Origin of the sequence: Rufibacter sp. XAAS-G3-1 (genome assembly GCF_013623775.1) — a bacterium.
In the GTDB taxonomy this organism is placed as follows: Bacteria; Bacteroidota; Bacteroidia; order Cytophagales; family Hymenobacteraceae; genus Nibribacter.
This window is the reverse complement of sequence record NZ_JABFAM010000019.1, coordinates 91,946-104,818: the sequence shown is the minus strand read 5'-3', so window position 1 is coordinate 104,818 and position 12,873 is coordinate 91,946. Positions and strand designations below refer to the sequence as shown.

The 12,873-nt window shown below is 51.2% G+C and carries 8 protein-coding genes, 1 tRNA gene and 1 pseudogene; 5 read left to right on the top strand and 5 right to left on the bottom strand.

Going from position 1 to position 12,873, the window contains the following annotated elements; translation table 11 throughout:
- Positions 1-154: 154 nt before the first annotated feature.
- Positions 155-1,191: pseudogene (locus tag HHO50_RS21395) on the top strand (IS3 family transposase); the annotation flags it as partial.
- A gap of 1,073 nt (positions 1,192-2,264) precedes the next feature.
- Here the strand turns inward: HHO50_RS21395 and HHO50_RS18380 are convergent.
- From HHO50_RS18380 to HHO50_RS18365, 4 genes are all read right to left on the bottom strand, one after another.
- Positions 2,265-2,348 (bottom strand) — tRNA-Leu (locus HHO50_RS18380).
- Between the two features lie 43 nt (positions 2,349-2,391).
- Positions 2,392-2,931 (bottom strand): iron-sulfur cluster co-chaperone HscB C-terminal domain-containing protein, encoded by a 540-nt coding sequence (locus HHO50_RS18375; protein ID WP_181308214.1) that lies wholly within the window; start codon positions 2,929-2,931, stop codon positions 2,392-2,394.
- Between the two features lie 75 nt (positions 2,932-3,006).
- Complete coding sequence (locus HHO50_RS18370) at positions 3,007-3,297, bottom strand: putative quinol monooxygenase (RefSeq protein ID WP_181308212.1); 291 nt, start codon at positions 3,295-3,297, stop codon at positions 3,007-3,009.
- A gap of 345 nt (positions 3,298-3,642) precedes the next feature.
- Positions 3,643-4,419, bottom strand: coding sequence for an S-adenosyl-l-methionine hydroxide adenosyltransferase family protein (locus tag HHO50_RS18365; RefSeq protein ID WP_181308210.1), 777 nt, complete (start codon positions 4,417-4,419; stop codon positions 3,643-3,645).
- Between the two features lie 110 nt (positions 4,420-4,529).
- Between HHO50_RS18365 and HHO50_RS18360 the strand changes: the two genes are divergently transcribed.
- From HHO50_RS18360 to HHO50_RS18345, 4 genes are all read left to right on the top strand, one after another.
- Entirely contained in the window at positions 4,530-5,573 is a 1,044-nt protein-coding gene (locus HHO50_RS18360; RefSeq protein WP_181308208.1) for a PhoH family protein, read from the top strand.
- A 241-nt stretch (positions 5,574-5,814) separates the two neighbouring features.
- The gene (locus HHO50_RS18355) at positions 5,815-7,923 is read left to right on the top strand and encodes a ComEC/Rec2 family competence protein (protein ID WP_181308206.1); all 2,109 of its coding nucleotides are present in this window, start codon (positions 5,815-5,817) and stop codon (positions 7,921-7,923) included.
- Positions 7,924-8,282: 359 nt separating this feature from the next.
- A complete protein-coding gene (locus HHO50_RS18350) occupies positions 8,283-9,128 on the top strand; it encodes a hypothetical protein (RefSeq protein WP_181308204.1) in 846 nt (281 codons plus the stop codon).
- A gap of 182 nt (positions 9,129-9,310) precedes the next feature.
- Positions 9,311-11,224: an ATP-dependent DNA helicase RecQ gene (locus HHO50_RS18345; protein ID WP_181308203.1), complete on the top strand. Its 1,914-nt coding sequence runs from the start codon at positions 9,311-9,313 to the stop codon at positions 11,222-11,224.
- Positions 11,225-11,660: 436 nt separating this feature from the next.
- Here the strand turns inward: HHO50_RS18345 and pgk are convergent, their stop codons facing one another.
- Entirely contained in the window at positions 11,661-12,869 is a 1,209-nt protein-coding gene (gene pgk / locus HHO50_RS18340) for a phosphoglycerate kinase (RefSeq protein WP_181308201.1), read from the bottom strand.
- Positions 12,870-12,873 lie beyond the last annotated feature (4 nt).

The following is a 12,873-nucleotide window of genomic DNA, read 5'->3' as shown; positions in this document are numbered from 1 at the left end:
TGGATGGCCGACAAGAAAGCCGATACCCTGGCCGCCCTCTTCCATGAGAACGCCGTGTTCGTCCATATGGGGGGTAGCTGGGGTAACTGTAAGCTCCCCCGAAAATAGAACTGTTTAGGAAAAGAGAAAAACTCTTAACTTAGAACAGTCAATCATGAAAAGAAAAACTTTCACCCCACAGCAAATCGCCAAGCTCCTCCAGGAGTTCTCCGACGGCAAAAGCGTGGCTGAGATCAGCCGGGAGCATGGTGTGAGCCAGGCAGCCTTTTATAAGTGGCGGCAGCGCTACAACGGCATGGACGCCACCGAGCTCAAGCGGCTCAAGGCCATGTATGCCGAGTTGGCCCTGGACCTGAGGGTAGCCAAGGAGATTATCGAAAAAAAGCTTTAACGCCCTGCCAGAAGCGACAGATTGTAGAGGAGATGTCCCCACCCGCCGCAAGGGGCATCAGCAGGGTTTGTCGGGTACTCAACCTGAGCAGGTCGGTTTACTACTATCAGTCCCGGAAGGATGACCAGCCGGTGGAGGATGCGCTGCGGCGGAAGGCCGAAGAGCATCCCAGGGAGGGGTTCTGGAAAGCCTTTGCCCGGCTGCGTAATGAAGGGCAGCCATGGAATCATAAACGGGTGCATCGCATCTATAAAACCATCGGGCTGAATATCCGGCGCAAAGCCAAGAAAAGGCTGCCAGCGCGCGTCCGGCAGCCTTTGCAGGTACCGGTGGAGTTGAACCACACCTAGTCGATTGATTTTATGAGCGATGCCCTAATGAACGGGAGAAGATTCCGGTCCTTTCATGTGCTGGATGATCATAATCGGGAGGCGCTGCACATCGAGGTGGACTTCTCCTTGAAAAGTAACCGGGTGGCCTGGGTACTTAACCACCTGATGAAGAAAAGGGGAAAGCCAAAGCGGGTCCGGATGGATAACGGCCCGGAATTCATTTCTAGCCTGATGGTCGAATGGAGCCAGATGCACGGGGTAGAGTTCATCTACATCCAACCAGGAAAGCCCACGCAGAACGCTTTCGTAGAGCGGTTCAACGGCACCTTCCGGAAGCATGTGCTCAATGCTTACCTGTTTGACAACATCCAGGAAGTCCGGGATGTTACTTCTGCCTGGCTCGAGGACTATAACCTGGTCAGGCCGCATGATGCCCTAGGAGGCATGTCTCCGGTAGCTTATGCCAAGGCATCAGAAACCAAGCAATTAATACATGATGAAGCCCTGGCGTTGAATCAATATTGATGGAAATTTATACTCCTACTCAGTTCTAAAAGTGGGGAGCCTACAAAGGATAAGGTTGAAACAGAATTTTTTGGAAAGTTTATTTTTGCATCTAATAATGTTAAAGACTTCCTACCAATTGAAGAAGAAGAAATTCGGTACTGGGTTAGATATATTCATCCTCTCAATAATGACAATGTTAATTTTATTCAAGATCTAGAGAAGGAGATACCCGCTTTTCTGAGGTTTTTGATAAACAGGAAAATGCACACACCCAACCCTTTGACTAGAATGTGGCATAGTGTAGGGGACATATGGACAAGAGATTTGGAGATAGCCATGAGGGGTAGTAAAAGTAATACTGAACAACTGCTAATTGAGACTATCAAAGAATATTACTATGGGTTCAATGATGAACTCATAAGCCGGGGGATGAAGAACAATGGCTAAAGTTAGCATTGAATGATATTGTTGAGTTAATGACATTAGCAACTGGCCGTAAAACAGTACATGGAATTCATGACATAAAAAGAATTGTAAGTGATAAGTGGGGGTTAAAGCCCTTAAATAGTTCTTACAAAGTTTACAGTTGGGTAGAGGTACTAGATGGTAATACTAATACTAAAATGTCATTATCAGTTAAAGCTAAGAAAGGCAGATACTAGTTGATTCCCAATGAAAAGTTTGAGCCTGTGCAGTTGACAGTTGAATAGAAGTCCTAGGTTCTAGTAATTATTTGAAATATAGGTAATTGGATGTGATTTGCCCTTCAACGGATTATCAACTTAGTGTCAACAGTTCAACACTAATCAACAGACTATAACTATAGATTGGGCTATATAATCATCAATAAGTCAGTTATTTACCTTTGATATCAACAGTTCAACCAAAATAATTTGAACTAGTGAAAAGGAGCATTCTTAAAGGCGTGTTTTGATTTAACCTTGGATAGAATTATAGAATAGGTTTTGCCACCTAATTTGCCACCTATAAAACAAGAAAGCCGCTGATTATCAGCAGCTTTCAATCTTTAAGAGTACCCAGAGCCGGAGTCGAACCGGCACATCCGTGAAGATATTGGTGTTTGAGACCAACGCGTCTACCGATTCCGCCATCTGGGCATTTACTTTCCGGTAGATTCTGAAAAACGAGGCGTGAAACGCTTTATCTGTCAGAAGAGGATGCAAACTTATTCAATGATTCCTTTATACGCAAGAGGTAACGCTGCTTGAGGTAGTAATTTTTTACCTGTTTCAGCGCTTCTGCCTGTTGCTCAGGGGGTAAAGTTTCATAAGATTCCAGCACCGGCCAGATAGAAGCCTTCAGATAGCCCTCAATTTCGTTGGTTTGGTCAGAAACGATCTTAAACTGCACCGAGTCATAGTCCATCTCCAGATCCATGAGTTGCTCGTTCAACTCCATTACCTCCATCAGGAAATCCTGGGGCAGATCATTTTGACCGCCTTCCTCCAGCAGACCGTGCTGCTCCAGAATGTATTGCATGCGCCGGTCAAAGTTGGAGAGCGTGCGATAAGCGTTGGTGTTAAGGGTAGACTTCTCCAGAATCTCCTGCTGTTTTTCGGGCGACTCCAAGGTGTAGAAATCCGGGTGGAACTCGCGGCTCAAGGCGTAGTATTTGGTCTGGATGGCTTTCTCATCGGGCAGAAAGCTTTCCGGGAGGCCATAGAATTGAAAGTAGTTCACAGGTAAATAGGGGTTAAACGTTCATCATTAGATACAAGACGCAAGAAGCAGGGGAGAAGATACACTCCGCTTACCCTATAGTTGGGCGGGCTGAAAGGAAAAAGCCTGCGCAGGCTCAGAGAACAGGGCTTTGGTGGGTTTCCAGACACTCCCGAACAATTCTGACTTGCGGTAATTATTCAGGGCTTCGTCAGAGTCCCAGAGGCTGTAGGTGCTGTAGACATGGGGCAGGTGGTAGTCCTGCAACAGCTCCACGCTTCTACACCCTGGAAAAGCACTGATCTTCTCCCTGGAAGCTTTGAAGATCTCCAGAAACGCAGGCACCTGCTCCTTCAGAAACGTCATTCTCACTACTCGTATCAGCATTTTTTATAATTAGGAATTAGTTTGACCGCCTGTGCTAATTTAACCGTGTTTTTGGAAAAATAAGCCAAAATCGCTTAAGCCCTCTGCCATCCTGAAAAGATCTTGGCGGAAAGCGGCAGAAGCGTTAAAGAATAGCTTTTCTAGTCCGGCCACAAGATCCTTCCAGGAGGACAAAAATATAAAGAAGAATCAGAGGATGGCAGTAAAGGGAATACTCAATTAGGAAGGCTCAAAAATTGAAGTTGAACACAATAATAGAAACTGGTAAATACAGAGGAAATTGGATTAATAACCAATAAACCAGCAAGTACTACAACCGCACATTCCTCAATTCCTAATTCTCAATTACTCCGTGTCTGGCGCAAACCGGATGTCTACGGGAGAGTCAAAGTACATGCCTAGTAGTTCTGAGGCGTGGCCTTTGTTGATGCCAATGGTGAGGTAGCCCTGCCGGTTGAACAGCGCCACGGTGTCGCCTTCGTTGGGTTGGTTGAAGCGGGTGCTCAGGCGGTCAATCACTTCGCGGTTGAAATGGATGGTGAAGTTTCGGCCGTGGCCGATGGCCTCCACGCTGTCTTTGGTAATATCGGTGATCAGGTTCCCGAAGTGGTCTACGTGCACCACGTGGCCGGTAATGGAATGGTCGTTGAGCCGCAGTTGCCGGTTAATGAGCTGCACCATGCCATCGGCTAACTCACCCACCTCGGCCATGGAAGAGCCCTGGGTCAGGGCCACGGCGGCGGGCACCATAATGTCGCGGGCCGGCGAGGTGGAGTCTGGTTGCAGGGGCAGGTCTACCAACTGCTCAGGATCACCGTCGGTAATGAGCGAAAGCAGTCCGTTGTCGGCACAGATAAAATAATGTCCTTTCTGGCGGGCCACCTGGTAGCGGCCGCTGCGCGTGCCGTGGGAGTCTACGGCAATCAGATGCACCGTGCCTTTGGGGAAGTCTTGGTACACCGAGTTGATCACGTGGTAGCCATGGGCAATGTTGAATGGTTCTACGTGGTGCGAGATGTCTACAATAACTTGCGTAGGGTTGATAGTCAATATCTTAGCTTTCAAGGCGGCCACGTAGTGGTCTATGGTGCCAAAATCTGACAGTAACGTGAGAATTCCCATGGGAACGGTTGGTCAAAAGAACTTTATAATTTGTAGAATTGTCTTATAACAAATCTACTATATTTTCAGTAGATTGGTTTTAAAACCACATATATAAACGGAAATAGCCCTTGGTAGAAAAAACAATAACCCTGGAGAATATCTCTCTGTTAGATTTCCTGGGCCTCGAAAATCAAAACATAAAACAACTGGCCGCCGCTTTCCCCAGCAGCAAAATCATCTCCCGCGGCAATGAGATAAAGATACAGGGGCAAACCCCCGAGATCACCAAAATCCACGAAATCCTTTCCTCCCTCATTGAGCATTACCACCAGTACGGGAAAATCACGGACAAAAGCGTGCATAAATTCCTGACCGCCGACAATGATTTTGAGGAGGACGTGGTCATCACCTCGCCAGACGTCATTGTGTACGGCAGCAAAGGCGGCGTTATCAAAGCCAAAACGCCCAGCCAGCACAAGTTGGTAGAGGCCGTGGCCAAAAACGATTTGGTGTTCGCCCTGGGGCCCGCCGGTACCGGTAAAACCTTTATCTCGGTGGCCATGGCGGTACGCGCGCTCAAAAACAAAGAGGTAAAGAAAATCATCATCTCACGCCCGGTGGTGGAAGCTGGCGAGAGCCTGGGGTTCTTGCCCGGCGACATGAAAGACAAAGTAGACCCGTATCTGCGGCCCATCTATGATGCCCTGGAAGAGATGATTCCGGTAGAAAAGCTGAAGTATTACTATGAAAACAAAATCATAGAGATAGCGCCGTTGGCCTACATGCGGGGTCGTACCCTCAACCACGCGTTTGTGCTGTTGGACGAGGCGCAGAACACCACCCCCATGCAGATCAAGATGTTCATGACCCGTATGGGCCCCACCTCTAAGGTGATGATCAACGGTGACCGCACCCAGATAGACTTACCGCGCAACCAACGCTCTGGCCTCATTGAAGCCATGACCGTGCTGCGCGACATCAAAGGAATTGGCTTTGTAGAAATGCAGGCCGAGGACGTGGTGCGCCACCGGTTGGTGAAGAACATTGTGGAGGCATACACTAAGTTTGACGAAAAACGCCAGAAAGAGCGCGAAGAACGGGAGAAAAGCGGAGACACCGAAAATCAGGATGCGCCCCGCCGCCGCCAGAACTTCCGCCGCCACGACGACTAATTTGGAATTCGGCAAAGGCGCCTTCTCTGTAGAGGAAGTACTTTTGCCGATTTCTTTGAAAAACAGCCGGGAAACTCCCTTTGCAAGAAGATGGAAAACAGACCAGTTGCGTTGAACTCCCTAAAACAGATGAATCCGCAGGCTCGCTCGCCATCGGTTTCCTTCGGTGAATTTTTCGGGTTTACGTTGGCTGGTGCGCTTTCTTCCACAGGGAATTCGGAACAAAACACAATGGTGCTGAATGGCTAAAGCGGCAGTTGCGGGCACGTTTCGGCTGGTGGGCAGCTTTGTGCTCGGCATTGTCTTGTACCATACGGTAGGCCGCGGTTTCTCTTTTGCGGGAGAAACCGCGGCTTTTTTTGTGCTCCTGTTTTTAGTTTCGGGGTGGTTCGCGCTAAAACGTCCTTTAGCCCGGCGTAGGAGAGGGGCCGGACTAGCCGGCATGCTGGCTGTCACCGCTTTCTCGTTTTGGGGCAGTTCTTTGAAAAACAAGCCTGAAACGCTTCCGGTGCCCGCCCAGGAAATCACCCATTACCGCATCACGCTGGTCAAGGCCGTGGCCCTTAAACCTACCTCGGTCAGTTCAGTAGGTCGGGTGGAGGCCGTTCTGGCCAACGGGAAATGGTATCCCGCCAAAGGTCAGGTAGCCGTGTTTCTGCCCCATTCTGCCAAAGCAGAGGCGTTGCAGTACGGGCAGCAACTGCTGGTACAAGGCACGCTGATGCCTCCCGCCCAACCCGCCAACCCTTTCCAGTTTGATTACAGACGTTATCTGGCCCTGAAGCACATTCAATGGCAGGCGTATCTTCCCCACAGCACCTGGCTTACCATCGGCTATGCACCCCCCAGCGCGGTGGTGGCTTTGAGCCTGAAAATCAGAAAACAGCTCGAAAACGCTTTCAGAGAACACATACGGGCCAAACGCGAGGGCACCATTGCCAACGCGCTGGTGCTGGGCGTGCAGGATGACCTGGATGCCGCGCTGCGCAACGCGTACGCCCGCACCGGAACCATGCACGTGCTGGCCGTGAGCGGGCTGCACGTGGGCTTGCTTTACGGCGTGCTGTTGCTTTTCCTGAAACCCCTGCGGCGTAACAAAACCAGTAAACTGCTGATCTTCCTGCTCATTGTGGGCATTGTCTGGTTTTACGCCTTCGTGACGGGCATGTCGGCTTCGGTGCTGCGGTCGGTGTGTATGTTCTCGCTGGTGGAATTGGGTTTGTTGCTGCGCCGCAGGTCTTCCATTCTGAATACCCTGGCTCTGGTGGCCTTGGCTTTGCTGCTCTACGACCCCAATTTCCTGTTTGATGTTGGGTTCCAACTGTCTTTTCTGGCCGTAGCGGGTATTGTGCTGCTGCAACCCTTGTTCCTGAAACTTTGGTACCCTGCGCAGAAACCGGTGCGCCTGGTCTGGGAATTACTGGCTATTTCCATTGCGGCACAGGTGGCTACGTTTCCGTTGAGTCTCTATTACTTTCATCAGTTTCCGGTGTATTTCTGGGTCGCTAACCTGGTGGCGGTGCCGCTGTCTTCGGGGGCCTTGTACCTGGGCATTGGGTTTATGTTGCTCTTCTGGGTACCCGTACTCAATAGCCTTGTGGGCCAATTACTGGAATGGACGCTGTGGCTCATGAATGAACTGCTGCTCTGGCTGGAGCGCTGGCCCGCGGCGGTGCTGGATGGGTTTGTGATCACCCCCGGGCAGGTGGTAGCCTTGTATCTTTTCATCATTGCGGCTGTCCTTTTCCTGGTACAGAAGAAACTATCCTGGCTGGGGGTGACTGTCCTGTGTCTGGCGTTTTTCTCCGGCACAGAACTGGCCGAGGCGCATCGGCAACGCCGCACCAAAGAGTTGGTTATCCATAGCGCTAGAAGGAGCAGCGCGACAAGTGTCCTGCAAGGCCGGCATGTCACCTTCTTCGCAGATTCTTCCTTCTATGCCCAACCCACGCTATTTTCTTACCAGGTGCAGCCGTACTGGTGGGCCAGAGGGGTGAGGCAAAAGGCTTCTTTTTCTCCTGCTTTAGCGAAAACAGGGGAAAAACAGCCTGTCCCTCTCTATGTTACCCCAGAAGGAAACCGCTTGGTGGTATGGCAGGGCAAACGGCTGCTTTGGCTTAAGAAATTGCCCAGGAACGTAGCGCAGCCGATTGCAGTAGACGCCATGGTGTTGCAGCAGAATGTATGGTTTGATTTGGCTAGACTCCAGCGCAGTTTTTCCACCCGTATAATTCTCTTAGACCAAACCAACTCCAGAAGGTACGTGTCCAGAAAGGCTGCCGAACTTCGGGCGGCCGGTTACAAAGTCCACGTGCTGGAAGAAGACGGAGCGTGGCAAATCAGGTGGTAACCGGTGCGGTTTTAAGGCTCTTTTTCTCAAAACGCCCCTAAACCAAATTGCGCCGGTTGAAGGTTTTCTCCTGGAAGGGTAGGTTCAATGACCCCTTGCGGGAGTCACGTCTTTTGTAAGGCAAAGAGACAGAGGGTATTACCATGCCGTGCTTGTGACCTTTGGCAATGCTTCTTTTCAGGTTGTTTCGTGTGTTTTGTAAGTAGTTGTGAAACAGATCTTTAGCAATGCTAAAAATATTTTAGCATTACGTTGTAAGTGATTGATAATCAGTAGTATAATTTGCTGTATTTTTGAAGATAAGGGGCACTTTTACCGCACTCGTTCTGTTACTAATCTGAACAGAAACCAGAGAAAAAATGCAGACCAAAGTGAACCAAGAACCAAACGAAGAGAAAGTGGTTAAGAAGCACAAAATCGAGAGTTTTGATATCTCCCGCTCAGACGAAACCATGCACTTGGCCGTTGATTTGGCGAAGTTCATTAAGGAAAACCGGCTGTATCAAAACATACAAGGCAAAGAGTACGTGAACGTGGAAGGCTGGCAGTACGCCGGTTCCCGCTTGGGTATTCTGCCCGTGGTAGACGCGCTCACCAACATGAGCGATAGCACTGAGATCAAGTACATGGCCAAAGTGAACCTGCTGAACCTGCGTACCGAGCAGATTGTTGGCGCGGGCTTCGCGCTGTGCTCCAACAAAGAGCAAGGCCGTAAGTACTACCAGGAATACGCTATCGCGTCTATGGCGCAGACCAGAGCCATCGGGAAAGCCTATCGTAATATATTAGCCTGGATCATTAGGGCCGCCGGATATGAGCCAACTCCCGCCGAGGAGATGGACTACCAAGGCAACGTGACCGAGCAGAAAACGGAACAAACAGCTAAACCAGCCGTGCCCGCCAAAACCATGAAAGCCGTTCCGGCCGATGTGGTGGCTGCGGAAGTAACGCCCGCTCCGGTTGCGCCAGCGCCTACCGTGTCTCCGGCCCCGGAAGTGACGGAGGAAGCGACGGTGAAATACGCCACGGCCAAGCAGAAGGAAGAGATCATCCGGCTGCTGAACAACCCAGTCATTACGCGGCAGGAGAAAACCAAAATGCTCCTGAACATCAACAAACTGGACGAGGAACGGGCCAAGCAGTCTATCGCGAAGCTGAGAAAAGTGATTGAAGACCGCGAGCACGAACAAGCTGCCGCTGCCTAATGCCTTTAAAATTGAAGTGAATGTACAGAAGCCCGGCCCTTGGTCGGGTTTTCTGTTTTAGGGCCGTTTTATGGAAAACAGGCTTACATCACTCTGCCCGTAGGGCTCCATTTTCTCTAAGCAGAAACGGTGAGAGAGAGAGGTAGGCGCTTCCACCAAGGAATTCGTAATTTTGGGGAGATATGGCAATCATTCAGGATATTCTTAAGCAGTATTGGGGACATGAGACGTTCAGGCCGGGGCAGGAGGAGATTATTACTTCGGTGCTGAAAGGACAAGACACCTTGGCGATTCTACCTACCGGGGGCGGAAAATCTATTTGCTTTCAGGTGCCTACGTTGGCTATGGAGGGGATATGCGTGGTGGTGTCGCCGTTGATTGCGCTCATGAAAGACCAGGTGGAGAACCTGAGAAAACGCGGCATCTCGGCGGCGGCCTTACACGCTGGGCAGCCCGAACGGGAGCGCGATATTATTTTGGATAACTGCGTGTTTGGGGTGGTGCAGTTCCTGTACGTGTCGCCGGAACGGTTGCAGACGGAGTTGTTTCTGGAGCGCGTGAAACGCATGAACGTGTGTCTGCTGGCCGTAGATGAAGCGCACTGTATCTCGCAGTGGGGCTATGATTTCCGGCCGCCGTACCTGGAGATTGCCAAGCTGCGCGAGGTGTTGCCTGCCGTGCCGGTGCTGGCCTTGACTGCCTCGGCCACCGAAGCGGTGAAAGTAGACATTCAGGAAAAGCTGAAGTTCAAAAAGCAGCAGGTCTTTCAGCAGAGCTTCGCCCGAAAAAATCTTTCCTATTCGGTTTTGCAGACGGAGGACAAAGAAGGCAGGTTGCGCGAGATACTGCAGAAGATGAACGGCACCGCCATTGTCTACGTGCGCAACCGCCGCCGCACCATGGAACTGGCCCAGTGGCTGCACAACCAAGGCATCAAAGCCGCCGCGTACCACGCCGGGTTACCGCACCAAACCCGCGCCACCGCCCAAACCGATTGGGTTATGGATCGCGTGCGCGTGATGGTGGCCACCAACGCCTTCGGGATGGGGATTGATAAACCGGATGTCCGGCTGGTGGTGCACCTGGACTTGCCCGATTCACTGGAAGCGTATTACCAGGAGGCGGGAAGGGTTGGCCGAGACGGGAAATACAGTTATGCCACCGTCTTGTTAGGCCCCGAAGATGCAAAGCTGCTCCTGAAGAAAACCGAGGAGGCGTATCCGCCCGTGGAGACCTTGAAGCGGGTGTACCAGGCGTTGGCGAACTTCTACCAACTGGCCACTGGCAGCGGCGCTTTCCAGTCGTTTGACTTTGATATAGCCGAGTTTAGCCGTACGTACCAACTATCGCCCATGGAAGTCCATTTCGCCCTGAAACAACTGGAGTCTGAGGGATTGCTGCAACTGAACGAAGGGTTTTACAGTCCTTCCAAAGTCAATTTCCTGCTCAGTAATACCCAACTCTACGAATACCAAATCATAAACGAAACGCTGGAACCGGTCATTAAAGGATTGCTGCGGCTTTACGGCGGCGAACTGTTCCGGGATTTTGTGAAGATTTCGGAAAAAGGACTGGCCAAACACATTTCGGTACCCGAGGCCACGGTGCGGCAGCAGCTGCAGCACCTGCACCAGCGCAAAGTGTTGGTCTATGAACCGCAGCATGACGGCCCGCAGGTACAGTTCACGGCTCCCCGGTTTGATGCCGTTTCCCTGCCCATCGACCAGAAACGGTTGGGTTTGTTCAGGGAGCGGGCGCTGGAGAAAGCCAATGCGGTCATCAACTTCATGCAGAACACAGCCAAATGCCGGACTAATCAAATCTTAGCCTATTTCGGGGAGCAGGCTACCGCGCCTTGCCGCATCTGCGACTACTGCCTGGCCCAAAAAAAGAAAAAGAAGCTGGCGGAAAACAAGCTCCACATGGAAGCCCGCGTGCTCAGCCATTTGAAAGAGACGCCGCTGCACCCTAAATCCATTGCCATGCACTTCAGTTCCTCAGAACAGGAGTTATTAGGTGGTTTGCTGCAAGAGATGCTGGAGAGTGGGGTAGTGGGCTACACACCAGAAGGGAATCTTCATAGAAAGGAGAGGTAGTGTCTTCGGTTTTTTATTTATGTTAAGTAGTGGATAGGGGTTTTCAGGTCGATTTTACTTACTCCCAGTCTCCTTTAAGAATACTGACGCCCCATGGGTAGTGGTTCCCGGCGAGGCTGGAGTCTCGCGCCAGCTTTCTGCTGGCTCACCCTGAGCTGCTGCCTGCTCCAAAGGCCTCGTAGTGCGCGCAGCTCCTATGAGTGTCTGCGCCAACTGCGTTTAGGGCCTGTTTTTCGAAAAACAGGCTCTAAACGCAAAAACCTGTGAGGTTTTCATGACCTCACAGGTTTTTGCGTTTACTGGTGCAAGTCTTCAGGCCCGCCGGAGACTACCCGCAGAATGGAGTCGTCTTTACAGGAGAATGGGAGTAAACAGCCTGTAAACAGAAACGGCAGCAAGAGTTCTTGCTGCCGTTTCTGTTCTGTTTTATGGAAATTTAGGTCAAAGGAGTTTCTTCCATCTGCAGCGCAAGCACGCCGGGCAGTTGCTTGCCTTCCATGTATTCCAGTAGAGCGCCACCGCCGGTAGACACGTAGGACACATCATGGCTATGGCCCATCTGGGTAACCGCCGCCGCTGAGTCACCGCCGCCAATGAGGGAGTAGGCTCCGTTCTTAGTGGCTTCCACCACCGCCTCGGCAATGGCCTTGGTGCCGGTCGCGAAGTTCTCGAACTCAAATACGCCCATGGGGCCATTCCATAAAATGGTTTTAGAGTTCCGAACCACTTCGGCAAACGTGGCGATGGTGTCTGGCCCTATGTCCAAGCCCATCCATCCGTCCGGAATGGTGCCGCTGGCGACTACTTGCGTGTTGGCGTTGTTGTCAAAGGCATCTGCAATGACAGAATCAGAAGGAAGGTAGATTTTCACGCCTCTTTCTTCGGCTTTCTTCAGAAGCTCAAGCGTCAATTCCTGCTTGTCTTCCTCCAGCAATGAATTCCCGATGGTGCCGCCCTGGGCTTTGGCAAATGTATAGCTCATGCCGCCGCCAATGATGAGGTTGTCCACGCGGTCTAGCAACTGCTCAATCACCTGAATTTTGTCGGAAATCTTCGCGCCGCCCATGATGGCCGTGTACGGTCGGTCGGCGTAGGAGAGAACGCGTTGCGCATTCTCCAACTCGGCCTGCATCACAGAGCCACACACTTTGTCATGCGGGAAGTATTCAGCCACAATAGCGGTAGAGGCATGGGCGCGGTGCGCCGTCCCGAAGGCATCGTTCACGTACACATCGCCTAATAGACTCAGTTTCTCGGCGAAGCTATGGTTTCCCTGCTCTTCTTCTTTGTGGAAACGCAGGTTTTCTACCAACAAGATCTGGCCGGGTTGCAGGCTGTTCGCCAGTTCCACGGCTTCGCTACCAATACAATCAGAGGCAAACTGAATGGGCAGCTGGAAAACTTCCTCCAACGGTTTGAGCAGGTGCTTCAACGAATACTTTTCCTCTGGCCCACCCTTTGGTCTGCCCAGGTGAGACATCAGAATCACGGCCCCACCGTCGTTTAGAATTTTGCGGATGGTTGGCACCGCCGCCCTAATGCGGGTATCGTCGGTTATTTCAAAGCTGCTGTTCAGAGGCACGTTAAAATCTACGCGTACCAGGGCTTTTTTCCCTCGGAAGTTGTACTGGTCAATGGTGGTCATAGCT